Consider the following 22,877-nt stretch of genomic DNA (forward strand, 5'->3'; position numbering starts at 1 on the left):
TCTCGCGCGGGAACGGGATGGCACTGTTGGGCATGATGATCAAGACCCTGATGGCAGCGCTGCTTGCGCTTGGCGTGCTGGCGCTGCCAGCCGGGGCGGCGACATTCTCGATGAAGCGCGGCCTCAATCTCGACCAGTGGGTCACCTGGCCGGCCGAGGACAAATGGGGCGAGCGCCAGGCGATCTTGCCTTATCCGGAGTGGCGAAAATTCCTCAAGGAGGACGACCTCAAGGCGCTCAAGGATGCCGGCCTCGACTTCCTGCGCATGCCGGTCGATCCCTCGCCCTTTCTTTCGGACCGGACCACAGATCTTCGCGACGACCTCTATGCCAGCGTCCTGGACTCGGCGCGCATGATCAATCGCTCCGGCCTCAAGGTGATCGTCGACTTGCATCTGATCCCCGCTGGCGGCAACCGCAAGATCGGCATGAGCGAGGTCATGCACGACCCGGCCGCCCTGGATGCCTATACCGAGCTGGTGCGCAAGATGGCGCGGACGCTGGCAAAGGAAGATCCGAAGCTTGTCGCGCTCGAGTTGATGAATGAGCCGCTGGTCGACTGCGACGAGAACGGCACCAATCTCTGGCCCGACCGCCAGAAGCAATTGTTCGCCGCCGCGCGCGCCTCCGCCACAAGGCTCACGCTGATCCTGACCGGCGGCTGCTATTCAAACGCGGAGTCGCTGGCCAGGATCGACCCCAAGGCGATCGCGGACGACAACATCATCTGGACCTTCCACTCCTACGACCCGTTCCTTTTGACGCATCAGGGCGCGAGCTGGGCCGGCGACTTCATCCAATATGTCACCGGCCTGCCCTACCCGCTGACGGCTATTCCGAAGGCGCGATTGGACCTGACGCTGGACACGATCCGCGACCGGATCAGGGCCGAGGCGCCCTGGGCGCGGCAGAGCGGCCTGCTCGCCTATCTCGACGAGCAGGTGGCGACGATGGACAGTCCCGAAAAGCTGCTCGCCGTCATGGATGCGCCGTTCACGACCGTCGACGCCTGGGCGAAGGCCAACGGCATCAAGCCGCAGGATATCACGCTCGGCGAATTCGGCATGATCCGCAAGGACTATGGCAACGGCTTTGTCATGCCGGCCGGATACCGCGCGGCCTATGTGCGCGACATGATCGCCCGCGCCGAGGCGCATGGCTTTTCCTGGTCGGTCTGGAGCTATGGCGGCGCCTTCGGCGTCGTCGATGCGTTCGACGGCGAGAAGGCGGAACCCGACGTGATGGACGTAATCCGCCAGCTTCCGCGTTAGTCACCAGCGATGCTACCAATTCCGCGTTGGCATCGGGGGGATTAGGCTATGCGCTCGCTGCTTTATACGACCGGATCACCTTTCGCGCGCGGCACTCGTGTCGTGCTGGACGAAATCGGCCTCGACTATGAGCGCCAGGAGGAGACGACGACGCCATCTGCAGCGTCTCGCGCCGAATGGACCCCTGCGCTTCAAGTCCCGACGTTACGCGATGGCGATCTGACACTTTGGGAAAGCGGTGTGATCGCCGAGTATCTGCTTGCCACCTATCCGCAGCGTGTCGGCAGTGAGCCGGTTCTGGCGTCGTCGATGTGGCGGGCGAGATCGGAATGGCAGGACCGATTGCTCTTTGCTTCGATCCAGACTTTGGGCACCGCCGCAACGACGATCAGCCAGATGCAATGGTCCGGAGTCAGGCATCGCGGCAATTCGCATTTGACGCGCTGCGCCGAGCGCATTGCCCATCTGATCGGATGGCTGGAGGAGCGGATCGACCGCGGCGGCGAGGGATTTTTCGGCAAGGTCGTGTCGGTCCAGGACATTTTTCTCGCCTGCCACCTTCGCTTCATTGCCAACCGGCCCCTGGACCTCGATACCCGGCTTGACGGGCATCCGAAAATCCGTGCGCTTGTGAGCAGGATGGAAGATCGCGCCAGCTTCCGGAACAATCCGGTGCTGTGGTGGGAACCTGGCATCACCGGCTACGAAGCCGACGGCACTCCCATCCACGCCACCTAGAGAAATTAGACTAATGCATGTCGCCCAAAAGTGCGCAGCGGTTTTGGGAGAACGACATGCATCAAAACAAAGGCTTAAAGCGCGTCGCCTGAACCCGTTTCGACGCGACGCGCTTTAATGGGAGCTCTAATGCATGTCGCCCAGAAGTGCGCAGCGGTTCTGGGACAACGACATGCATCAAAACAAAGACTTAAAGCGCGTCGCCTGAATCCGTTTCGACGCGACGCGCTTTAGCCGAGATCGATCTGCAGGATCTCCGGCCGCACCCCGAAACGCACCGGGACGATGCTGAAGCCCAGCCCGCCGGACACGATCAGGTTGCGGTCGTTTTCCACGACATGGCCATAGGCGAAGCGGTTACCATAGGCCGAAGGCACGACCGGCGAATAGCCGAGCAGCCGCACCTGTCCGCCATGCGTATGCCCGGACAACGTCAAGGAAACCCGCCATGGCACTTTCGGAAAAATGTCGGGCTCATGCGCGAGCAGGATAACCGGCTCGCTTCCTTGCACCTTGGCCAAGGTGCCGTCGAGATCGTCGAGACCCTGGAAACTGTCGCGGCCCCTGGCCTTGTTCGGCAGCAGCGCCAGCTGATCGGCAAGCCCGGCGATCCAGAAACCATGTCCGTCCTTTTCCAGCCGCACGACATCGTTTTCCAGCACCGGGATGCCTACATGCTCGAGCGCCTTGCGTGACTGGGTCGGCCCGGCTTCGGCGCGCTGGGCAAAAAAATCCGTCCACCAGTCGTGATTGCCGAGGATCGACAGCACGCCGAGCGGCACCTTCAGCCCCGACAAGGCCTCGCCCATTCCGTCACGCGCACCCGGCCCGTCACGATCTTGGTTCCGGCGGTATAGTCGCCCAGCAGCACGATGAGGTCCGGCTGCAGCGCATTGGCCTCCGCGGCAAGCGCTGCGATCCGTTCCGGCGTCATCCACGGCCGGCAGGCATGGATGTCGGCCAGCGCCACGACGCGCAGCTTGAGCCCGGCCGGCCAATGCGGCGGGGTCAGCGTGTAGCGCTTCACATGGGTCAGCAGCATCGGCTCGATGCCGACCGCATAGGCACCGAGCGACGCCAGGGTGAAGGCCGAGCTGCCGACAACGCGCAGGAAACCACGTCTGGTGATCATAGATCGCCCAAGCCCCTTGGGATTGCATCCGGTAAGCGTGCCTTAAAGGCCGCAATTGCGCCCTCACCTAGGCCGAGGCGCGCAGATTCTGCGCAGGCAGGCCATTGCACGGCCAAATGGCGAACAAATCTCCGTTATTCTTCCTGGAACAGGCTGATCTGCTGCTGGGCGAGATCCTTCGGCGGGTCAAGCCCGAGATGGCGCCATGCGTTCGCCGTCAGCACGCGGCCGCGTGGCGTGCGCTGAATGAAGCCCTGCTGGATGAGATAGGGCTCGATGATGTCCTCGATGGCGTCGCGCGGCTCGGAAAGGCCGGCCGCGATCGTCTCGATGCCGACCGGGCCGCCGCCGAAGTTGCGCGCGATCATCGACAGGTAGCGGCGGTCGAGCGCGTCGAGGCCGAGCGCGTCGACCTCCAGCCGGGTTAGCGCCTCGTCGGCGATCCGGCGGTCGACATGGCCGTCGCCGGCGACGGAGGCGAAATCGCGCACACGGCGCAACAGCCTGCCGGCGATGCGCGGCGTGCCGCGCGCGCGGCGCGCGATCTCCAGCGCACCGTCGTCGCCGAGCGGCATCTGCAGGATGCGGGCGCCGCGGCGCACGATCTGCTCCAGCTCCTCGACGGTATAGAAATTGAGCCGGACCGGAATGCCGAACCGGTCGCGCAGCGGATTGGTCAGAAGCCCCAGCCTTGTCGTCGCCGCGACCAGGGTGAAACGGGCGAGGTCGATCTTGACCGAGCGCGCCGCCGGCCCCTCGCCGATGATCAGGTCGAGCTGGAAATCCTCCATTGCCGGATAGAGGATTTCCTCGACCGCCGGATTGAGGCGATGGATCTCGTCGATGAACAGCACATCGCGCTCCTCCAGATTGGTGAGCAGCGCCGCGAGATCGCCGGCCTTGGCGATGACCGGGCCGGAGGTGGAGCGGAAATTGACGCCGAGCTCGCGCGCCATGATCTGCGCCAGCGTCGTCTTGCCGAGCCCGGGCGGGCCGACGAACAGCACATGGTCGAGCGCCTCGCCGCGCCCCTTGGCGGCATCGACGAAGACCTTGAGGTTGGCGCGCACCGCGGCCTGGCCGACGAACTCGTCGAGCGACTGCGGCCGCAAGGTCTGGTCGGCGTCCTCGCCGCGCTTGTCGGGAGCAATGAGGCGGGGCGAAAGGTTCATGCCGCCTTCCTTGCATAGGACCGATGGCGGAACAAGCGCTGCCTCACCGCGCCAGTTCCTTCAGCCCGAAGCGGATCAGCTTGGGCGCATCCGCGCCCTCGCCGGCCGATCTCAGCGCGGCCGCCACGGCATTGGCGGCGATGTCGCGCGAATAGCCGAGATTGACCAGCGCGGAGACGGCATCGGTGATCGGTGCTGCCGCGACACCTTCGCCGAGCTCCTGCTTGAGGCCGATCGTGCCGGTGGCCGCGCCAGCATAGGCCGGCGCCTTGGTGCGCAGTTCGGTGACGATGCGCTCGGCCACTTTCTTGCCGACGCCGGGCGCTCTGGAGACCATGGCGATGTCGCGCAGCGCGATTGCGTTGGCGAGGTCGGCCGGGGCCAGCGTCGACAGGATAGCCAGCGCCACCTTGGCGCCGACGCCCTGCACGTTGCTCATCAGCAGACGAAACCACTCGCGCTCAAGCGCGGACTGGAAGCCGTAGAGCCGGATCATGTCCTCGCGTACATAGGTCTCGATGAACAGCACCACCGCTTCGCCGGGCGACGGCAGCGTGGCAAGCGTGCGCGTCGAGCAATGGGCGACATAGCCGACGCCGTGCACGTCGACGAGACAGGAGTCTTCGTCGATCTCGTCCAGCGTGCCCTTGAGCTTGCCGATCATGACGGTCCCCTCAGCCCGCAACCGCCATTCGATAAGCGATGCTTTGGCGGTGATGCGCATGGCAGATGGCGATGGCCAAAGCGTCGGCGGCGTCGTCGGTATCGAAGACAGCCTTCGGCATCAGCACCTTCACCATCATATGGATCTGCTTCTTCTCGCCGTGGCCGACGCCGATCACCGCCTTCTTGACGGCATTGGGCGCGTATTCGGCGACCACCAGCCCGGCGCGCGCCGGCACCAGCATGGCGATGCCGCGCGCCTGGCCGAGCTTCAGCGTCGCCACCGCATCCTTGTTGACGAAGGTCTGCTCGACCGCCGCCTCGTGCGGCATGGCCTGATGCAGGATCTCGGCCAGCCCGTCATGCAGCTGGCAGAGCCGTGTCGCCAGCGGCGCCTTGTCGTCCGAACGGACGGTGCCGGATGCGACGAAGCGCAGCGAATTGCCGAGGCTGTCGACGATGCCCCAGCCGGTGCGCCTCAGGCCCGGATCGATGCCGATGATGCGAATCGCTTCCCCCATGCGCCAAGTCTAGCCGTGGCGGCAAGCGATGTCAGCAAAATGTGAACAAACCAGAAACAATTGCGATGTTGAGAACGCACCCGAAAATTCCATCGAACCGGCATTCGCGAGACGGCATGTCCGGAATTGCGTCGAAGTGCCCTAGTTCGTCACGCGACGGATAGTTTTCGACAGCCGCGAAAGAAATGCCGGCCTGGACGATGCGACCAGCTTCCATGCCAGGACTGCGTTCCCCATGCGCCGCGGGAGAAGCCCGATGGAAAGGAACCATGCCGCCAGGGCAGCGCGCCGCCGCCAGGATGCGTCCATTTCCAGACTGGCGGCGGCGCCCGCTCTTGCCAGTCCCAGCCGCGAGTCGGTCGTAACTGGATGCTGGGGCTCGTCGACGCAGAGCGAGGCCAAGCGCTCTTCCAGATGGACCGGATCGTGAAGGCCGGCATCCGGCGGCACGGTCAAGCCGATCTCGGCCGCCCGGTCGGACAAAGCTTCAAGGCGCCGGAAGTCGTGCTGCACGCGCCAACGCGCCCGCTCGGCAAGCTTTTCGGCAAAAACCGAATGGTTGGAACCGTGGATCCGGTAGGCGCCAAGGCAGGTGTCGATGGATTTCACCTCTCCGTGAAGCGGCGCGAGCGTCGCGAGATAGCCATCGGCGCCTTGCCGGAAATCGCTTTCCGGCATCGGCATTATCGTCTCCAGCGCCTCACGGTCAAACGCCAACCCGCTCGTCACCGTGGTGCGGTACCGCCCCTTGCGCAGCAATTCCGGGACGACGTCCCCCGAGTCGAAGGGCTGTTCCGGGGGTGGAAAAACATCCTTGATATGCTGGTCCTCATCAACGAGATGCAATCTGAATTGCGCCTGCGCGACATCCGAGTCCCACTCGTCCAGGACCTCGGAGACGGCGTTCGGATAGAGATAATCGTCGGCGTCGAGGAAAAGAATGATCTCCCCCGTGCTCGCCTCGAACCCGGTATTGAACGCAGCGGCATGTCCGCCATTGCTGCGCCTCAGGCACGGGCGGATTTTGTCGCCGTAGGATTCGATGACGGCCACCGACGCATCCGTCGATGCGTCGTCGACGACCACGACCTCGACATTTCGGTGGTCCTGCTCCAACGCGCTGTCGATGGCGCGTCCTAGAAACTGTTCATAGTTATAATTGGGGATGATGATCGATACCGGGCGGCGGTCCAATGGCGAATGCACGGATCAAACCTCGCAATCTGCTTTGGTCACAGTGACGGTGATTTCCTGCAAAACCGGCTCGGGTCGACCCGGCTGCGGCGAACGGCTCCAACTAGGGGCCTATCGCTTCAAGGCAAGGGTGAATTTCTCGCGAAGGCCGGCATGGCCTTCAATGCGATGACGGCTACCGCAATATCGAAGAGCGGCCGTAGTCGCAGGCGTTCGACTTGCTGCCAAAACCGCCGCTCGCCAAATTACGGCTCGATTAAGAGTATGCCGGTCCCCGTTCCTGCGCGCCGCTATCGCTGCGTTTGTCGCAAACGCGGTTTTAGCCGCGCGCGAACGCCGTATTCAAGAGACTGATCTGGTCGGACACCGGATTGGCCCTGCGGCCGGGTATGTGCGTGTCGCTGACGACGCCGCCGTAGATTTCCTCGTCCATGCGCCGCACCAGCGCCTGCAGGCGCAGCGAGTGCGTCACGAGTTCCAGAAAATCCTTGGGCAGTTCGTTCCAGCCGAGCGCTTCGTCATGCGCGGACGCGGTGTCGAGACGCACCTTGGATTTCTCCGAGGCCACCTGGTCGCGCGTCATCTCGCCGGAATTCGCAGCCCGCTGCAGCAGAAGCCAGGAAGCAACCTGCATCAGCCTGGTGGTGAGCCGCATCGATTCGGCCGCATAGAGCGTCGCCGCCGTGCGCGACAATTTCTTGGCTTCGAGCCTGCCCTTGCCATCGAGATATTCGGCTGCCTGTTCAACCAGCCCCATGCCTTCCTGGTAGAGCGGCTTGAAGGATTGGGAGAAAACCCGGCGCTCCGCCAGTTTGATGGTTTTCGCGCTGCCCTTCGAAGGCTCGTTCATCGATACGCCCCTGCACTGCCGCAAGCCGATTCGGCTATCCTTGCCGAGGTGGCCCGCACCCTAAATGACTGAGGCGTGAAAATGCGCTTCGACGCCCGTGAAGGCAAGCGCATGTTTAACAAACGGTTAACGCCGGTCGTGCTCCAGCCGGCCGACCGCGGATAAAAAAAGAGCCGCGGATAAGGCGGCTCTCAGGAGTTTAACAGGGAGGCGTCAAACAAAGTGGCTCCAACCACTCGGTAAGAATCCAGCAAAACTGGATGGGCATAGTAAACGCCCGTAAAGCTTAATGAACCCTTAACGCCGCGCGGAATTTTTGACCGAACGGCCCTTGCTGTGCCGGAACGGGACGGCTGAGGCGATCGGGTATCGGCTCAACTTCTCCAGATCGCGGGCAAGGCGATGAAGGCGAACAGCAGCATGCCCGCGTAGAACGCGAGCGAGGATATGCCGAGCAGCGGCTCGATCGCCGGATTGCCGGCAAGCATGGTGTAGAGGCCGACAAGCAGGCCGATGCCGCTGATCGCGGTCAGCCAGAAATGGATGACCGCGAGCCTCTTATGCGCGACGGCCGGGAACAGGTGATAGAAGGACGCGAACACCGCCGACATGAGCCAGCTGGCCACCATCGTGTGGGCGTGGGTCGGCATCTGGCCGTGATCCCGGCTGATCGCCATGTGGATGCCCAGCGCCATTCCGCCAGGAATAGATGATGGCGAGCGTAAAGAAATTTCGGGCTACCCCTTGCATTGGTCACTCCAATAGCTGTTGCGGTGCCGAACCGGATCGATCGTCAGGCGATCCGCGCCGGTCCCGGCGTCGATGCCTCGACGATGTTTCCGGGTGATGTCGCAACCAGCCGCTCCAGGTTCCAAATGAAACAGAATTTCGTCTTTCGTGACATCGTTCCGAAACGCGCCCCGCGCAAAACGCGCGCTCCTCGCAGCGGCCGGCGCAAATCGACGCCGCCCGCAGGTCAAGAAAGATATCAAGGAGCACAGCATGGACTGGTACTCGATCGTCAAATTCCTTCACGTCGTCTCGGCCATTCTGTGGGTCGGCGGCGGTTTCGCGCTATTCCTGCTCGGCGCACTTGCCGAGCGCGCCGGCAACATCGATGACAAGCTGCAGGCGATGCGCGCCAGCGGAGAGCTCGGCGGCCGCTATTTCGCGCCAATGTCGATGCTCACCCTCGTCTTCGGCCTCGTCATGTGCGGCTTCTGGGTCGGCTTCTCCGATCTGTGGATCGTCATCGGCCTTGCCGGCTACGCCACCACCTTCTCGATCGGCATGCTGATCTTCAAGCCGGCCGGCGAGCGCATCGGCGCCATGGTCGCCAAGGAGGGCGTGACGCCGGCGGTCCTTGCCATCGGCCAGCGCATGATGAGCTGGGCGCGCCTCGACTATGCGGTGATGTTGGTGATCATCGCCGACATGGTGCTGAAGCCCACTTTGCACGACATCGGCATTCTTGCCGGCATGGTCATGGTCATCACCCTCGGCGCCGCGCTCGCCTTCGGCGGCAGCCGCCAGATGGTGCCCGGCACTGCTTGATATTTGAAGACGGGCGGCCAAATGCCGCCCGCTTTAGGGCGCGTTGAGATTCAGGTCAGGCCGAGTCGAAAGTCGTGGCTTCCGAGAACCGGAGCGGAGCGTACTTAAAGTACGTGAGCACCGGAAGCGCAGGAAACCACCATTTGCAGGCCGGCCTCACCTGAATATCGACGCGCCTACATCAGGCCGGCAATGCCGTCCCATACGAGCTTGACGGCGACCACCGCGACGGTGGCGTAAGTGAACGGATAGAAGACCTCCGGCCGCATGCGGCGCACCAGCCAGGCGCCGGCGATGGTGGAGAGCGGCGCCAGCGGCATCAGCACCGCCGAGGCGGTCAAGTTGGTGGTGTCGAACTGGCCGAGCGCGAAATAGGGGATGAGCTTCAGCGCATTGGTGGCGGCAAAGAAGATCGCCGCCGTTCCCGACAGCACTTTCGGATCGAGCCGGATCGGCAGCGCATAGACCTGGAAGGGCGGGCCGCCGACATGGGCGACGAAGCTGGTGAAGCCGGCCACCGTGCCCCAGAAGGCGGCGGCAATGCGGTTCGGCTCCGCCGCATGGTCGGCGCCATGGCGGAACTGCAGGTAGATCCAGCGCAGCACGAAGACCAGCGCGACGGCGCCGACGATCAGCCGCACCATCTCCTCGGTGACCAGGGCCGCGGTCAGCCAGCCCAGTCCAATGCCGATGACGGCGCCGGGCATCATGTCGACCAGCATCTTGCGGTCGTAAACGCCCCACCAGGTCCACACCGAAACCACATCCATCAGGCACAGGATCGGCAGGAGGATCGCGGCCGCCTGAACCGGCGGGATGGTCAGCGCCATCAACGGCACGCCGACGAAGCCGACGGCGCCGCCGAAGCCGCCTTTCGACAGGCCGACAAGGATCACCGCCGGAATGGCGGCGACATAGAACCACGGATCGCTGAGCAGACCTGACATCGGCAAAGGAAGGTTGAACAAGGCGGGAATTCAGCCATAGCGCAGAATACCGCCGGCGGGATAGTCATTAATGCCGGACCGGCGCGGCGAAGGGTTGGGACAGCGCCTGTTCGAGTGGGCGATCGACAAATGCCGCGAGCGCCGCTGCCGACCAACAAGAGCCGGGCCGACGCGCACCGCTTCTACGAGCGCCTTGGCTTCAAGGCCAGCCACGTCGGCTACAAGCTGGAACTCTAGAGCATGATCCCGAAAAGTGGGAACCGGTTCTCGGAAAAGATCATGCTCTACTCCCCTGGAGACGGCGTCCGGCCACTTACCGCCGCGCCTGGACCAGCAGGAACATCGGCCGCTCAAGCTCCTCGGCCAGTTCCGGCCTGGCGGCGATCTGCTCGTCCGTCGGTCGGAATTCCTCGACATGGCCGATGGTGAATCCAGCCTGGATCAGCAAATTGAGCGTGGTGCCGACAGTGCGGTGATATTTCACAACGCCCTTGGTGAACCAGTCGGTCGTGCGCGGTCCCTCGACCAGGTACCGGTCGACCGGCCACGTCTTCCTGCCCTTGGCGTCGACCGACCAGCCTGGGTTGGTCGGAGCCATGTAGATCGGATGTTCCGTCGAGAAGACGAAAGTGCCGCCGGGAGCCAGGGCCTGGTGGATGGTCGCGAACAGGCGCGCGGCATCGCTGACATAATGCAAGGCAAGCGAGCTGTAGGCGAGATCGAACCGCGCCTTGGGCAAGCTGAGCTCATCGAGGTCGGCGCGCCGATAGGTGACGGCCTCGTCCGAGCCGGCGGCGCGTGCGCCGGCAAGCATCCTCTCCGACAGGTCGAGGCCGAGGACCTCCCTGGCGCCATGTAGGCGCGCCCAGCGGCAGAACCAGCCGAACCCGCAGCCGAGATCGACGATGCTCAAGCCATCGATATCGGGCAGCATGGCGCGCAGAGCCGGCCATTCGGGCGCGCCGTCCAGGCCCTCGATCGAGCGGCCGAGCCGGCTATAGCCTTCGAAGAAATCCGGACGGTCGTAGATATTCTGCGCCATGTGCCTGTCTGCTCCTTCTGCCGGCAAATCTAGCGGACCTCCCCTCGGCTTCCAACGCCATCCGCGAAACCCGAATGGACAGCGCAAGCCACGGCCGCGGTTAAGCATTTTGGCCTTGGCCCCGCACGCCCGCTGTTCAAGCCGGGCGCTTTGCTCTATGCCGCAATGCAACCATCTTCGCCCGGCATAGGCGAAACCGGGACCGAAGGCCAATGAACGAAGCAACCCCGCCCAACCGCTGCCGCATCGTGCTGATCGCGCCGCCGCTTGTACCGGCGGAGCATATCTGCGCGGCATTCGACGGTGGCGACGTCGCCTCGCTGATCCTGCCCGACAACGGCATGGATGATGCCTCCTTCCAGGCCTTTGCCGAAAGGATCGTGCCGATCGCTCAGGGCGCCGGCATCGCCGTGATCATCGCCGGCGACAGCCGCATCGCCGGACGCGTCCAGGCCGACGGCATCCACGTCGAAGTGAGGCCAAAGGAGCTTGCCGAGACGATGGAGCACGTGGCCGGCAAGATGATGGTCGGCGTCGGCGGCGCCAAGACCCGCGACGAGGCGCTGGCGCTCGGCGAGGCACGGCCGGACTACATGTTCTTCGGCCGCTTCGGCTATGACAACAAGCCGGAGCCGCACCACCGCAACCTCGCTCTCGGCGAATGGTGGGCGGAGATGATTTCGATCCCTTGCATCGTCATGGCCGGCTCCGAGCTTGCGTCTGTCGCGACGGTGGCCGCGACCGGCGCCGAGTTCGTGGCGCTTTCCAGCGCCGTCTTTGCCGACGGGCGCGACCCGCGGGCGGCGATCGCCGCCGCAAACGCGTTGCTCGATGAAACTGCGCCGCGTTTCGAGGGCTGACATGCGCTTGCGTGTGCTTCCGCTGGCTGTCCTGGCCGGCTTGCTGGCCCCGGCTTGCTGGCTGACGGGAGCGGCGATCGCGGCCGAAACCGTCCCGCTGCCGCAGCCGCGGCCGGATGCCGGTACCCCAAAAGCGGGTACACCGAATATGGCCACACCGAACGCAGCCACGCCGGACACCGGCGCGCCGGATGCGAGCAGGTTCGGCGCCGCTCCGCATATCGATAAGCCGATCCAGAACACCTTGCCGCAGCCGTCCACCATGACGCCGCCATCGGCCGACACCGTCAATCCCGACCGCTTCGGCGCCAAGCAGCCGGATGCCGCCTACGGCGCCTTCCAGCGCGGGCTCTACAAGACCGCCTACAACCTTGCCGTGGAGCGCGCCAAGAACGGCGATCCGGCGGCCGAGACGCTCGTGGCCGAAATCCTGTCGCGCGGACTGGGTGTGCCGCTCAATCCGGCGGAGGCCAGCAAATGGTATGCGCTGGCCGCCGAGCAAGGGGTGCCGGAAGCACAGTTCCAATATGCGCTGATGCTGCTCGACGGCCGCTATGTGAAGAAGGACGAAAAGGGCGCCTTCGCGCTGATGCAGGCCGCGGCCGAGGCCGGCAACCGGCTGGCGCAGTTCAACTTCGCGCAGCTGCTCGTCCAGCGGGACCCGAGCGATGACGGGCTTTCAAAGGCCGCCGTCTACTACGAGCGCGCGGCCGCCACCGGCCTCGCCGATGCGCAATACGCCATGGCGCAGCTCTATGCCAACGGTGTCGGCGGCAAGCCGCATGACGACGCCCAGGCGCGCATGCTGCTGGCGCAGGCCGCGAGGCAGAATTACGACACCGCGCAGATCGACCTCGCCGCCTGGATGATCGAGGGGCGCGGCGGCGCACGCGACCTGAAATCGGCCTTTGCCTGGATGAAGCGAGCGGCGGAAGGCGGCAATGTCGCCGCCCAGAACCGCCTCGCCAAGCTCTATATGGGCGGCATCGGCACCGAGCCGGACCTGATCCTTGCCGGCGCCTGGTACATCGTCGCCCGCCGCGCCGGATTGATCGACCCGCAGATGGACGATTTCCTGCAAGGCCTCGACGACGACCAGACCAAGCAGGCGCTGCAGAAGGCCAATCGCCTGCGCTGACACCGCTTCGTCGTGGACGGCACGGCCATCCTGCTTTGGTTCCCTCCCTTGCCTCCCCTGGCGATTTGTGGTCTTGGAGGCGCCAAAGCGCGGCCCGCGCCGAAAAATCTCATTCGGATCAGTTCATCATGGCCAAGATCAATGGCAACGAAATCCGTCCCGGCTATGTCATCGAGCACGATGGCGGGCTGTGGGTGGCGGTCAAGACCAACACTGTCAAGCCAGGCAAGGGCGGCGCCTACAACCAGGTCGAGTTGAAGAACCTGATCAACGGCACCAAGCTCAACGAGCGCTTCCGCTCGGCCGAAACCGTCGAGCATATCCGGCTCGACCTGAAGGACTTCTCCTTCCTTTACGAACAGGGTGAGGCGCTGGTGTTCATGGACACCGAAAGCTACGAGCAGCTCGAGCTGGCCAAGGACTTCGTCGGCGAGCGCGCCGCCTTCCTGCAGGACGGCATGATGGTGACCGTCCAGCTTTACGAGGAACGGCCGATCGGCATTTCGCTGCCCGACCAGGTGACGCTGACCATCACCGAGGCCGACCCGGTGGTGCGGGGCCAGACGGCCGCCTCCTCCTACAAGCCGGCGGTGCTGGAGAACGGCGTTCGTGTGCTGGTGCCGCCCTTCATCTCGGCCGGCGAGCGCATCATCGTCGACACCAACGAAATCACCTACGTGCGCCGCGCAGAGCAGTAGGCAACGGCAGAAAGAAACACAGAAATGGCGCGTTCCGCTCTCCTCAACGTCATGGTCCAGGCTGCGATGAAGGCCGGCCGCTCGCTGTCGCGCGACTTCGGCGAGGTGCAGAACCTGCAGGTCTCCCTGAAGGGACCAGGCGACTATGTCAGCCAGGCCGACCGCAAGGCGGAAGAGATCGTCTTTGCCGAGCTTTCCAAGGCGCGGCCGGGCTATGCCTTCCTGATGGAGGAGCGCGGCGCGGTCGAGGGCGAGGACGCCCAGCACCGCTGGATCGTCGATCCGCTCGACGGCACCACCAATTTCCTGCACGGCATCCCGATCTTCTCGGTGTCGATCGCGCTCGAGCGCCAGGGCCAGATCGTCGCCGGTGTCATCTACAATCCGGCGATGGACGAGCTCTACACGGCCGAGCGCGGCGGCGGCGCCTTCATGAACGATCGCCGGCTGCGCGTCGCCGGCCGCGCCAAGCTGACCGATGCGGTGATCGGCTGCGGTATGCCGCATCTCGGCCGCGGCCAGCACGGCAATTTCCTGATCGAGCTGCGCAACGTCATGGCGGAAGTCTCCGGCGTTCGCCGCCTGGGCTCCGCCGCGCTCGATCTCGCCTATGTCGCGGCCGGACGCATGGATGGTTTCTGGGAGACCGGCCTGTCGTCCTGGGACATCGCCGCCGGCATTCTCTTGGTGCGCGAAGCCGGCGGCTTCGTCTCCGACATGGATGGCGCACAGGGCATGCTCGACAATGGCGAGATCGTCGCCGGCAATGAACTCATCCAGCGCGCCCTGCTCAAGACCGTCAAGAAGCCGCTGTCGCCACGCTGAAAGACGTAGCGCCGAGGCGCTCTTAACGCAAATCAAAGTGCTAAAATCTCCTTTGCGCGTCGAAAGGACGCGCGGCTGCGGTCGCAAAACCGCAACCGAAGCTTGAAATACTAGTCCGCAGGTGCCCAGATTAGGCATTGCAGGATCATTGATGAACGACGCGCGGCCAAATACCCAGCTTGATATCCCCTTCGTGGGGCGTTGGCATTATTCGCGCGCCGAAATGATCGCCGACGGTATCGTCCATGCCGTGGGCATCGTGCTGGCGATCGCGGCAGGCTCCGCCTTCCTGGCATTGGCCGCGTTCCATTCCGGCCCAGGCGAATATGTCGCCGCGGTGTTCTATGTCGTCTCGCTGCTCACCGTGCTCTCGGTATCGCTGGCCTATAACCTGTGGCCGGTCTCGTGGCCGGCGAAATGGATCCTGCGCCGCTTCGATCATGCCGCGATCTATCTGCTGATCGCCGCCACCTACACGCCCTTCCTCGCCCAGCTCAACAACTCGCTGCTGGCGCTGCCCATGATCGCCGTCGTGTGGAGCGCCGCGCTGGCCGGCATCGCCATCAAGATGTTCCTGCCCGGCCGCTACGACCGGCTGGCCATCGTCTTCTATCTCGCCATCGGCTGGAGCGGCGTGGTTTTGGCCGGTCCGCTGGTCGAGACGCTGCCGACGACCTCGATCGCGCTGCTTGTCGCCGGCGGTATCGTCTATTCCTGCGGCGTCATCTTCTTCGCCTGGAAGGGCCTGCGCTTCCACAATGCCGTCTGGCACGGCTTCGTCGTCACCGGTGCCGGTCTGCACCTGGCCGCCATGGTCGACTGCCTGGTCGTCAACCGGTTCTGAGCCTTTGGTGCGGGCCATATTGCCAAGCGCCATTCAATTTGGTCACAATTCCGTTTAGAGTCGCGGCAATTCTGCGGCGGTGGCATCGGAAACGGGGCACGGATGGCTTTTCTCAGATCCTTCGGCAAGCGATCGGACGTCCTGGTCTATGATCCGCACAAGCTATCGAGCCCGCAGGTCTTCCTGCTCACCATGGTGATCTTCCTGATCATCGTCGCTTTCATCGCCGCCATCCTCACCCGCCAGATATCGACCGCCTTCTCCAGCAATCCCGGCCTCAACGGATTGATCGTCGGCGTGCTGGCGGTCGGTATCCTGCTTGCCTTCGCGCAGGTGGGGCGGCTGTTCCGCGAGGTGCGCTGGGTCAATTCCTTCCGCGCCGGCTCCGAAACCACCGAGCCGGTTCTGCTGGCGCCGATGAAGGCGATGATCGGCCGTTCGGCCTCGATGGCCTTCTCGACCTCTTCGATGCGCACGATGCTCGATTCCATCGCCACCCGCCTCGACGAAAGCCGCGATACCTCGCGCTATCTGGTCGGCCTCCTTGTGTTCCTCGGGCTGCTCGGCACCTTCTGGGGCCTGCTCAACACCATCGCCTCGATCCGCGAGACGATCGAGGCGCTGGACCCGGGCACCGGCGATGCCGCGGCTGTGCTCGATGCGCTGAAGCAGGGCCTGTCGGCGCCGCTCGCCGGCATGGGCACCGCCTTCTCGTCCTCGCTGTTCGGCCTTTCAGGCTCGCTGGTGCTCGGCTTCCTCGACCTCCAGGCCGGCCGCGCCCAGACCCGCTTCTACACCGAGCTCGAGAACTGGCTGTCCTCGGTCACCGACCTGTCGTCCGACATCGTCGTCTCCGACACCTCGAAGGCTGCCGAATCCTCGGAGGACATCCGGCTCTTGTCGGAACGGCTGCGCAGCCTGCAGGAGAATGGCGGCGGCTCCAATCCGCGCGTCGCCACCGCCATGGCCAATCTTGCCGACGGCATCTCGGGCCTGGTCAAGAACATGCGCTCCGAGCAGCAGATCATGCGCGACTGGGTCGAGGCCCAGTCCGATGAGCAGAAGGCGATGCGCAACACGCTGGAGAAGATCGCCGACGCGCTGAAGAAGCAAGGGGTCCACTGACGTGGCGCTGGCAAGACGGCGCGCCGACCGCCGCATCGACTACTGGCCGGGCTTCGTCGACGCGCTGTCGACGCTGCTTCTGGCGATCATGTTCCTGCTCACCGTTTTCGTGCTGGCGCAGTTCCTGCTCAGCCGCGAGATCTCCGGCAAGGACACGGTGCTCAACCGCCTTAATTCGCAGATCAACGAATTGACCCAGCTTCTGGCGCTGGAGCGCTCGTCTGCACAGGACAAGGAGGATTCCCTCGCCAATTTGCAGGCCTCGCTGTCGGCCTCGGAGGCGGAAAAGAGCCGCCTCCAGCAACTGCTGGCGCAGGGAGCCGGCGCCGGCGACGCGGCCAACCAGCGCGCCGAGCAGCTGACTGGCGAGCTCAGCAACCAGCGCCAGATCAGCCAGCAGGCACTGAGCCAGGTCGAGATCCTCAACCAGCAGATCGCCGCGCTGCGCAAGCAGATCGGCGCGCTGGAAGACGCGCTCAACGTCTCCGAGCAGCGCGACCGCGACTCCAACACCAAGATCGCCGATCTCGGCCGCCGTCTGAACGTCGCACTGGCGCAGCGCGTCCAGGAACTCAACCGCTACCGCTCCGACTTCTTCGGCCGGTTGCGCGAAATCCTCGCCGACCGCGAGAACATCCGCATCGTCGGCGACCGCTTCGTCTTCCAGTCGGAGGTGCTGTTCCCGACCGGCTCCGACGTGATCAACGATGCCGGCAAGGTCGAGATGAAGAAGCTCGCCGACGCCATCATCGAATTGCAGAAGGAAATCCCGCCCGAGATCAGCTGGGTGCTGCGCGTCGACGGCCATACCGACAACCAGCCGCTGTCCGGCGCGGGGCGTTACCGCGACAATTGGGAATTGTCGACCGCGCGGGCGACTTCCGTCGTGAAGTTCCTGATCGAGAACGGCGTACCGGCCAACCGTCTTGTCGCCGCCGGCTTCGGCGAATTCCAGCCGCTCGATCCCGCCGATACCGACGAGGCGCGCAGCAAGAACCGCCGCATCGAACTGAAGCTCACCGAACGGTGATTTTTCATCACGAAAACTCACGCGAATTTGTTTGCCGGCTCAACCGTAGGGCGCAGAAGCCTGCCGGCAAGGCCTGAAAACATTATCTTTTTTTAATTACACATCACAAATTGACGCTCCTAACGTGCCGCGCAGGGTTGGGGACCGCCGGCGATGCCTCCATCGCGACGCGACGGAACCGGACGGCCCGGAAAGTCGGAAGATCAAGCGGCGCGGCCGCTCCCTTCCCTGGCAGAAGGATGCGCCGCCATGCGCGCTTCAACATCTCTCAAGACTGCAACCCTGGCTGCGGCTCTGATCGCGGCCCCGCTTGCCGGCGCCTATGCCGCCGGGCACCACAAGGGGCTCCTCGACGCGACCGCCCCAACCGATTTCACCGGCCCGCGCGTGACCAGCTTGGTCGAGCAGGTTCAGGGCGTCGACCAAGGCATCTCCGACGCCCGCGAGGCGAACAACATCTCGGCTTCCGAAGCGCGGCAACTGCATATGCGCGCCGCACATATCAGCCAGGCCGCGCAGCATGTCGCTGCATCGGATCATGGCAGGATCCCGTCGCCGCAATATCATGACCTGTTGCGGAGGCTCGACAATATCGATCAGAAGCTGATGAACGACACCGGCAGCGGTTTCATGCTCGGCGACGGCTCCGATGGCGGGAATTACCCGAACGGCTAGGAATTGCTCCGGCCACGGAGGAAGGGACCCGCCTGACGCCCGCGGGACCTTCATCCCGAGGGCCTCCTTTTGGCTCAAAGGCCAAGCAGCAGCGCGACGATGGCGAGCACCGCGGGCACCGTCTGGATGAAGAGTATCTTGCGGCCGACGGTCGCCGCGCCGTAGAGGCCCGCGACGGCGACGCAGAGCAGGAAGAACATCTTGATCTGAAACCCGCCGGCGCCGAGATAGAGCCCCCAGATCAGGCCCGCAGCGAGAAAGCCGTTATAGAGCCCTTGATTGGCGGCAAGCACCTTCGAGGCGCTGGCGAACTCCGGCGTCAGCCTGAACGTCTTGCGGCCGCGCGGCGTGTCCCACAACACCATCTCCAGATAGACGATATAGCAGTGGATCAGCGCCACCAGCCCGACCAGGATATTGCCGACCATTGTCCCCTCCAACCATTCGTCCCAGCATTGATCACGCCCCGCCGCCCATAGGCAAGACAGGTTGACGATGGTCCGGCCGATCAGGGTTGCCAAGCCCGGCGCCATGGTATCTTTTCGCGCCAGCCAACTCGCAGCCAGGTATATTCATGTCCTTCCAGAAACTCGACGAACTCGGCCACAAGCTCGAAGCGCTTGAGCATGCTTTAGCCATCCTTGGCGCCGACGAGGCGACGCATATGGCGGTCGGCGGCGGCGAGAAGCGCGCCGAGGCGATGTCCTCGCTTGCCGGCATGCTGCACCGCCAGGCGACTGCGCCCGAGATCGGCGATCGGATCGCCGCCGCCGAAGGCGAGCCGCTGAGCGAAGAGCAACAGGCAGCGGTGCGGGAATTGCGCCGCCAATACACCAACCTCACCTGCCTGCCCGCCGAATTCGTCGAGCGCCAGACGGTGGCGCGGATGCGTTCCGAGCAGCTCTGGCGCGACTTGCGCGCCAAGAACGACTGGGCCGGTTTCGTGCCGGCGCTGGAAGGCGTCGTGACCCTGGTGCGTGAAGAAGCCGCCTTGCGCGCCGACGCGCTTGGCCTCGCGCCTTATGACGCGCTGATGGAGCAGTATGATCCCGGCAACCGCGCCGCCGACATCACGCCGGTGTTCACCGAGCTGAAGGCCTTTCTCAAGGATTTCCTGCCGCATGCGCTGGCCGTCCAGGATGCTCGGCTGGCAAAACATCCATTGAAGCCGCTGTCAGGCAGCTATGCCATCGACAGGCAGCGCGAGCTTGGCCTCGCCATGATGGCGGCGGTCGGCTTCGACCTCACTCATGGCTCGCTCTCGGTGTCGCACCATCCTTTCTGCGGCGGCGTGCCGAGCGACGTGCGCATCACCACCCGCTACAAGACCTCTGACTTCCTGTCGGCGCTGATGGGCGTGCTGCACGAGACCGGCCATGCGCTCTACGAACAGAACCTGCCGAAAGCCTGGTCGCACTGGCCGCTCGGCAGGGCGCGCGGCATGGCCGTGCATGAGAGCCAGAGCCTGTTCGTCGAAAAGCAGATCGGCCGCAACCCGGCCTTCTGGCGCTGGGCGCTACCGGTGGTCGAAAAGCATCTCGGCGAAGCCTGGTCGCTGGACGACATCCTGCCGCATGTCCACCATGTCGAGCGCGGCCTGATCCGCGTCGACGCCGACGAGGTCACCTATCCGCTGCATGTCATCCTGCGCTACGAGCTCGAACAGGAGCTCGTATCCGGCCGGCTGGAGGTCGCCGACCTGCCGGAGGCCTGGGATGCCAAGATGCGCGACTATCTCGGCCTCTCGACCATCGACAACCCGGCCGACGGGCCGATGCAGGACGTGCACTGGCCGAGCGCCGCCTTCGGCTACTTCCCCTCCTACACGCTGGGCGCGATGATGGCGGCGCAGCAATGGGCGGCCTTGACCAGGGAGCATCCGTCCGCCGACGAGGATCTCGCCAAGGGCGATTTCAGCGCCGTGAACGGATGGCGGCGCGACAAGATCTGGTCGCAGGGCTCGCGCTGGTCGACGCCGGACCTGCTCGAGCGCGCCACCGGCGAAAAGCTCAACGCCGCCTACTTCACGGAGCATCTGCGCAGGCGCTACGGCAACTGACAAAGGCCGGTGGTCGAAATAGCTGCTACTCCGCCGCGCCCCTGAAAGCGCCGGCTCCCGTCTCGAACTGCAGCTTGGCGAGCCGCGCGTAGATGCCGCCCTTGGCGACCAGGCTCTGATGCGTGCCTTCCTCGACGATGCGGCCACCCTCCATGACGAGGATGCGGTCGGCCTTGAGCACCGTCGCCAGCCGGTGCGCGATGACGATGGTAGTGCGGCCCTTCATCAGCCGCTCCAGCGCGGTCTGCACCAGCGTCTCGCTTTCGGCATCGAGCGCCGAGGTGGCCTCGTCGAGAAGCAGGATCGGCGCGTCGCGCAGGATGGCGCGAGCGATCGCCACGCGCTGGCGCTGGCCGCCGGATAACGTCACGCCGCGCTCGCCGACCTGGCTGTCATAGCCCTTGTCGAGCCTGGCGATGAATTCGTCGGCAAGCGCGGCCTTGGCCGCGGCTTCGATGTCGGCGTCGCTGGCGCCCGGCCGGCCGAAGCCGATATTGTCGGCAGCACTGGCCGCGAAGATGGTGACGTCCTGCGGCACGATCGCGATGCGCTGGCGGACGGCGGCCGGATCGGCCTCGCGCACGTCGACACCGTCGATAACGATGCGGCCGCTCTCGGGATCGTAGAAGCGCAGGATCAGCGAAAAGACGGTGCTTTTTCCCGCGCCCGAGGGCCCGACGATCGCCACCGTCTCGCCGGGCTTCACCTGGAAGCTCAGGCCGTGCACGGCGGCGCGGTCCGGCCGCGCCGGATAGGAAAAGGAAACACCGTCGAAGCTGATCGCGCCCTTGGCCGTGGCCGGCAAGGGAAGCGGATCGACCGGCGAACGGATCGCCGGCGTCTCGGCCAGGATCTCCGTCAGCCGCTCGGCGGCGCCCGCTGCTTGCGACAGCTCGCTCCAGACCTCCGACAGCGCGCCGAGCGCGCCGGCGGCAAATACCGAATAGAGCAGGAACTGGCCGAGCGTGCCCGGAGACAGCGTGCCGGCAAGCACGTCGCGCGAGCCGAACCAGAGCACCGCCACGACCGAGGAAAAGATCATAAAGATGGCAAAGAAGGTGAGGAAGGAGCGCGCGAACACCGAGGCCCGCGCCGCTTCGAAGGCAGCGTCGACGGCAGCGGCGAAATGGCCGGTGACCAGCTTCTCGTTGGTGAAGGCCTGCAGCGTGCGCACCGCGCCGATCTGTTCGCTGGCATAGGCGGTGGCTTCGGCGAGCGTGTCCTGCGCTTGCCGGGACTTGCGCCGCACCGAACGGCCGAAGGCGACCAGCGGCAGCACGATCACCGGGATGGCCGCAATCACCAGGCCGGAAAGTTTCGGGCTGGTGACGACCATCATCGCCACCGCACCGAGGCCGAGGATGACATTGCGCAACGCCACCGACGCCGTGGCGCCGACCGCCGATTTCACCTGCGTCGTGTCGGCGGCAAGCCGCGACACGATCTCACCGGAATGCGCAGTGTCGAAAAAGGCCGGCGACAGCGTCGTGACATGGGCGAAGACGTCGCGGCGTATGTCGGCGACGACCCGCTCGCCGAGCGTGATGACGAAATAGTAGCGGCTGGCGGAGGCCGCCGCCAGCAAAGCCGCCATCAGAACCAATGCCGCGAAATACTCCGCGATGAAGGTGGAGCTCGCAGCCTGGAAACCGTGGTCGATCATGCGGCGCACGGCCATCGGCAGCGCCAGTGTCGTCACCGCCGCCACGATCAGCGAGATGATGGCGCCAAAGACCAGTTTCCTGTAGCGGGTGAGATAGGGAAAAAGGCGTCTGAGCGGTCGGATCGAGCGCCTGCGCTCGTCTAGACTGGCACCGATGTCCGCCATGAGCGTTTCCTCTGGCCGCTTGCCGGTACTGCGCTTCAATATGCGCCTGCCGCGGCCTTGTGATTCAATTCCGGCTGATGTATAGGCTCGCCGACCGTTTTAGAAGCCGTGGCTTTTCATTAGCTGCGGCTTCGAGTTTTAAAAAGGGGCGCATCGACGCAGGCCATAGGCCCGTCACCAGCGCCGGCAGCCAGGAAACACGACGATGAAGGCCGATATCCATCCCGACTACCACACCATCAAGGTCGTCATGACCGATGGCACCGAATACCAGACCCGCTCGACCTGGGGCAAGGAAGGCGACACGATGAACCTCGACATCGACCCGACCACGCACCCGGCCTGGACCGGCGGCCAGCAGACCCTGCTCGACCGCGGCGGCCGCCTGTCGAAGTTCAAGAAGCGCTTCGAGGGTTTCGGCCTCTAAGCCGGATACATCAGCAGGATTTGAAAAACCCGCCTTCGAGGCGGGTTTTTTGTTGGCCAGTTTCGTCCTTCTCCCCGTTTACGGTGAGAAGGTGCCCGAAGGGCGGATGAGGGGCGGCGCCCGCGTCGGCAAGTTGGTTGATTACAGAGATGGACCGGACAAATTCCGCGACAAAGCGGCCGCCAACTATCACAAGTTCGCGCTGCCCCTCACCTGCCTGCCGGCATCCTCTCCCGTATAGTGACGGGGCGAGGGGCGCTCTCGCCAGCGGTTTCGCCAATCGC

23 protein-coding genes and 3 pseudogenes are annotated in these 22,877 nt (G+C 64.6%); 15 read left to right on the forward strand and 11 right to left on the reverse strand.

All coding sequences use genetic code 11. From position 1 onward, the window contains the following. Positions 1–17 precede the first annotated feature (17 nt). On the forward strand, positions 18–1,271 hold the full coding sequence (locus tag YU3_RS0113325) for a cellulase family glycosylhydrolase (RefSeq protein WP_027166720.1): 1,254 nt from the start codon (positions 18–20) through the stop codon (positions 1,269–1,271). 48 nt (positions 1,272–1,319) lie between these two features. Further along, positions 1,320–2,009, forward strand: a complete 690-nt coding sequence (locus tag YU3_RS36465; RefSeq protein ID WP_051333932.1) for a glutathione S-transferase family protein — start codon at positions 1,320–1,322, stop codon at positions 2,007–2,009. A gap of 230 nt (positions 2,010–2,239) precedes the next feature. Here the strand turns inward: YU3_RS36465 and YU3_RS36470 are convergent. The 7 genes and pseudogenes from YU3_RS36470 to YU3_RS36475 form a co-directional block, all read right to left on the reverse strand. Then, positions 2,240–3,141, reverse strand: a pseudogene (locus YU3_RS36470) (metallophosphoesterase). A 134-nt stretch (positions 3,142–3,275) separates the two neighbouring features. Then, positions 3,276–4,313 (reverse strand): Holliday junction branch migration DNA helicase RuvB, encoded by a 1,038-nt coding sequence (gene ruvB / locus YU3_RS0113340; protein WP_027166721.1) that lies wholly within the window; start codon positions 4,311–4,313, stop codon positions 3,276–3,278. 43 nt (positions 4,314–4,356) lie between these two features. Then, complete coding sequence (ruvA, locus tag YU3_RS0113345; protein WP_027166722.1) at positions 4,357–4,977, reverse strand: Holliday junction branch migration protein RuvA; 621 nt, start codon at positions 4,975–4,977, stop codon at positions 4,357–4,359. A 10-nt stretch (positions 4,978–4,987) separates the two neighbouring features. Then, positions 4,988–5,497, reverse strand: a complete 510-nt coding sequence (gene ruvC, locus YU3_RS0113350; protein ID WP_027166723.1) for a crossover junction endodeoxyribonuclease RuvC — start codon at positions 5,495–5,497, stop codon at positions 4,988–4,990. Positions 5,498–5,638: 141 nt separating this feature from the next. Continuing rightward, positions 5,639–6,703: a glycosyltransferase family 2 protein gene (locus YU3_RS0113355; RefSeq protein WP_027166724.1), complete on the reverse strand. Its 1,065-nt coding sequence runs from the start codon at positions 6,701–6,703 to the stop codon at positions 5,639–5,641. Between the two features lie 307 nt (positions 6,704–7,010). Next, on the reverse strand, positions 7,011–7,541 hold the full coding sequence (locus tag YU3_RS0113360; RefSeq protein WP_027166725.1) for a DUF1465 family protein: 531 nt from the start codon (positions 7,539–7,541) through the stop codon (positions 7,011–7,013). Positions 7,542–7,915: 374 nt separating this feature from the next. After that, positions 7,916–8,291: pseudogene (locus YU3_RS36475) on the reverse strand (hypothetical protein). A gap of 252 nt (positions 8,292–8,543) precedes the next feature. Between YU3_RS36475 and YU3_RS0113370 the strand changes: the two are divergent. Continuing rightward, a complete protein-coding gene (locus YU3_RS0113370; protein WP_027166726.1) occupies positions 8,544–9,095 on the forward strand; it encodes a DUF2269 family protein in 552 nt (183 codons plus the stop codon). A 176-nt stretch (positions 9,096–9,271) separates the two neighbouring features. On the opposite strand, the gene YU3_RS0113375 is transcribed toward YU3_RS0113370, so the two are convergent. Further along, positions 9,272–10,042, reverse strand: a complete 771-nt coding sequence (locus YU3_RS0113375; protein WP_027166727.1) for a sulfite exporter TauE/SafE family protein — start codon at positions 10,040–10,042, stop codon at positions 9,272–9,274. Positions 10,043–10,121: 79 nt separating this feature from the next. On the opposite strand from YU3_RS0113375, the pseudogene YU3_RS41240 reads away from it, so the two are divergent. Next, a pseudogene (locus YU3_RS41240) lies at positions 10,122–10,279 on the forward strand (GNAT family N-acetyltransferase); the annotation flags it as partial. Between the two features lie 76 nt (positions 10,280–10,355). Here the strand turns inward: YU3_RS41240 and YU3_RS0113385 are convergent. Further along, positions 10,356–11,084 carry a class I SAM-dependent methyltransferase gene (locus tag YU3_RS0113385; RefSeq protein ID WP_027166729.1) on the reverse strand — a complete coding sequence of 243 codons (729 nt, stop codon included), beginning with the start codon at positions 11,082–11,084 and terminating at the stop codon, positions 10,356–10,358. A gap of 212 nt (positions 11,085–11,296) precedes the next feature. Between YU3_RS0113385 and YU3_RS0113390 the strand changes: the two genes are divergently transcribed. The 8 genes from YU3_RS0113390 (at position 11,297) to YU3_RS0113425 (ending at position 18,279) form a co-directional block, all read left to right on the forward strand. After that, entirely contained in the window at positions 11,297–11,944 is a 648-nt protein-coding gene (locus YU3_RS0113390; protein ID WP_027166730.1) for a thiamine phosphate synthase, read from the forward strand. A gap of 1 nt (position 11,945) precedes the next feature. Further along, positions 11,946–13,082, forward strand: a complete 1,137-nt coding sequence (locus tag YU3_RS0113395) for a tetratricopeptide repeat protein (RefSeq protein WP_027166731.1) — start codon at positions 11,946–11,948, stop codon at positions 13,080–13,082. Between the two features lie 128 nt (positions 13,083–13,210). Next, complete coding sequence (efp, locus tag YU3_RS0113400; protein WP_027166732.1) at positions 13,211–13,780, forward strand: elongation factor P; 570 nt, start codon at positions 13,211–13,213, stop codon at positions 13,778–13,780. Between the two features lie 24 nt (positions 13,781–13,804). After that, the gene (locus tag YU3_RS0113405; RefSeq protein ID WP_027166733.1) at positions 13,805–14,605 is read left to right on the forward strand and encodes an inositol monophosphatase family protein; all 801 of its coding nucleotides are present in this window, start codon (positions 13,805–13,807) and stop codon (positions 14,603–14,605) included. A 151-nt stretch (positions 14,606–14,756) separates the two neighbouring features. Continuing rightward, the gene (locus tag YU3_RS0113410; RefSeq protein WP_027166734.1) at positions 14,757–15,449 is read left to right on the forward strand and encodes a hemolysin III family protein; all 693 of its coding nucleotides are present in this window, start codon (positions 14,757–14,759) and stop codon (positions 15,447–15,449) included. Positions 15,450–15,551: 102 nt separating this feature from the next. Beyond that, positions 15,552–16,574 (forward strand): MotA/TolQ/ExbB proton channel family protein, encoded by a 1,023-nt coding sequence (locus tag YU3_RS0113415; protein ID WP_027166735.1) that lies wholly within the window; start codon positions 15,552–15,554, stop codon positions 16,572–16,574. A 1-nt stretch (position 16,575) separates the two neighbouring features. Continuing rightward, positions 16,576–17,604 carry a peptidoglycan -binding protein gene (locus YU3_RS0113420; protein WP_027166736.1) on the forward strand — a complete coding sequence of 343 codons (1,029 nt, stop codon included), beginning with the start codon at positions 16,576–16,578 and terminating at the stop codon, positions 17,602–17,604. Between the two features lie 249 nt (positions 17,605–17,853). After that, positions 17,854–18,279 carry a hypothetical protein gene (locus tag YU3_RS0113425; protein WP_027166737.1) on the forward strand — a complete coding sequence of 142 codons (426 nt, stop codon included), beginning with the start codon at positions 17,854–17,856 and terminating at the stop codon, positions 18,277–18,279. A gap of 74 nt (positions 18,280–18,353) precedes the next feature. Here YU3_RS0113425 and YU3_RS0113430 read toward each other — a convergent pair whose 3' ends face one another. Beyond that, the gene (locus YU3_RS0113430) at positions 18,354–18,707 is read right to left on the reverse strand and encodes a DUF1304 domain-containing protein (protein WP_027166738.1); all 354 of its coding nucleotides are present in this window, start codon (positions 18,705–18,707) and stop codon (positions 18,354–18,356) included. Positions 18,708–18,853: 146 nt separating this feature from the next. On the opposite strand from YU3_RS0113430, the gene YU3_RS0113435 reads away from it, so the two are divergent. Continuing rightward, positions 18,854–20,338 (forward strand): carboxypeptidase M32, encoded by a 1,485-nt coding sequence (locus YU3_RS0113435; RefSeq protein ID WP_027166739.1) that lies wholly within the window; start codon positions 18,854–18,856, stop codon positions 20,336–20,338. A gap of 25 nt (positions 20,339–20,363) precedes the next feature. On the opposite strand, the gene YU3_RS0113440 is transcribed toward YU3_RS0113435, so the two are convergent. Continuing rightward, positions 20,364–22,166 (reverse strand): ABC transporter transmembrane domain-containing protein, encoded by a 1,803-nt coding sequence (locus YU3_RS0113440; RefSeq protein WP_027166740.1) that lies wholly within the window; start codon positions 22,164–22,166, stop codon positions 20,364–20,366. A gap of 205 nt (positions 22,167–22,371) precedes the next feature. Here YU3_RS0113440 and rpmE point away from each other — a divergent pair, with 205 nt between their 5' ends. After that, positions 22,372–22,593, forward strand: a complete 222-nt coding sequence (gene rpmE / locus YU3_RS0113445) for a 50S ribosomal protein L31 (RefSeq protein ID WP_027166741.1) — start codon at positions 22,372–22,374, stop codon at positions 22,591–22,593. A gap of 52 nt (positions 22,594–22,645) precedes the next feature. Beyond that, positions 22,646–22,834 carry a hypothetical protein gene (locus YU3_RS0113450; protein ID WP_156913456.1) on the forward strand — a complete coding sequence of 63 codons (189 nt, stop codon included), beginning with the start codon at positions 22,646–22,648 and terminating at the stop codon, positions 22,832–22,834. Positions 22,835–22,877: the final 43 nt, after the last annotated feature.

Origin of the sequence: Mesorhizobium sp. WSM3224 (assembly GCF_000427725.1) — a bacterium.
In the GTDB taxonomy this organism is placed as follows: Bacteria; Pseudomonadota; Alphaproteobacteria; order Rhizobiales; family Rhizobiaceae; genus Mesorhizobium.

Excerpts from the sequence above, each read along its gene's own strand:
- YU3_RS0113325 (WP_027166720.1), top strand. The coding sequence starts at position 18 with ATGGCACTGTTGGGCATGATGATCAAGACCCTGATGGCAGCGCTGCTT.
- YU3_RS36465 (WP_051333932.1), top strand. The coding sequence starts at position 1,320 with ATGCGCTCGCTGCTTTATACGACCGGATCACCTTTCGCGCGCGGCACT.
- ruvB (WP_027166721.1), bottom strand. The coding sequence starts at position 4,313 with ATGAACCTTTCGCCCCGCCTCATTGCTCCCGACAAGCGCGGCGAGGAC.
- ruvA (WP_027166722.1), bottom strand. The coding sequence starts at position 4,977 with ATGATCGGCAAGCTCAAGGGCACGCTGGACGAGATCGACGAAGACTCC.
- ruvC (WP_027166723.1), bottom strand. The coding sequence starts at position 5,497 with ATGGGGGAAGCGATTCGCATCATCGGCATCGATCCGGGCCTGAGGCGC.
- YU3_RS0113360 (WP_027166725.1), bottom strand. The coding sequence starts at position 7,541 with ATGAACGAGCCTTCGAAGGGCAGCGCGAAAACCATCAAACTGGCGGAG.
- YU3_RS0113370 (WP_027166726.1), top strand. The coding sequence starts at position 8,544 with ATGGACTGGTACTCGATCGTCAAATTCCTTCACGTCGTCTCGGCCATT.
- YU3_RS0113375 (WP_027166727.1), bottom strand. The coding sequence starts at position 10,042 with ATGTCAGGTCTGCTCAGCGATCCGTGGTTCTATGTCGCCGCCATTCCG.
- YU3_RS0113385 (WP_027166729.1), bottom strand. The coding sequence starts at position 11,084 with ATGGCGCAGAATATCTACGACCGTCCGGATTTCTTCGAAGGCTATAGC.
- YU3_RS0113390 (WP_027166730.1), top strand. The coding sequence starts at position 11,297 with ATGAACGAAGCAACCCCGCCCAACCGCTGCCGCATCGTGCTGATCGCG.
- YU3_RS0113395 (WP_027166731.1), top strand. The coding sequence starts at position 11,946 with ATGCGCTTGCGTGTGCTTCCGCTGGCTGTCCTGGCCGGCTTGCTGGCC.
- efp (WP_027166732.1), top strand. The coding sequence starts at position 13,211 with ATGGCCAAGATCAATGGCAACGAAATCCGTCCCGGCTATGTCATCGAG.
- YU3_RS0113405 (WP_027166733.1), top strand. The coding sequence starts at position 13,805 with ATGGCGCGTTCCGCTCTCCTCAACGTCATGGTCCAGGCTGCGATGAAG.
- YU3_RS0113410 (WP_027166734.1), top strand. The coding sequence starts at position 14,757 with ATGAACGACGCGCGGCCAAATACCCAGCTTGATATCCCCTTCGTGGGG.
- YU3_RS0113415 (WP_027166735.1), top strand. The coding sequence starts at position 15,552 with ATGGCTTTTCTCAGATCCTTCGGCAAGCGATCGGACGTCCTGGTCTAT.
- YU3_RS0113425 (WP_027166737.1), top strand. The coding sequence starts at position 17,854 with ATGCGCGCTTCAACATCTCTCAAGACTGCAACCCTGGCTGCGGCTCTG.
- YU3_RS0113430 (WP_027166738.1), bottom strand. The coding sequence starts at position 18,707 with ATGGTCGGCAATATCCTGGTCGGGCTGGTGGCGCTGATCCACTGCTAT.
- YU3_RS0113435 (WP_027166739.1), top strand. The coding sequence starts at position 18,854 with ATGTCCTTCCAGAAACTCGACGAACTCGGCCACAAGCTCGAAGCGCTT.
- YU3_RS0113440 (WP_027166740.1), bottom strand. The coding sequence starts at position 22,166 with ATGGCGGACATCGGTGCCAGTCTAGACGAGCGCAGGCGCTCGATCCGA.
- rpmE (WP_027166741.1), top strand. The coding sequence starts at position 22,372 with ATGAAGGCCGATATCCATCCCGACTACCACACCATCAAGGTCGTCATG.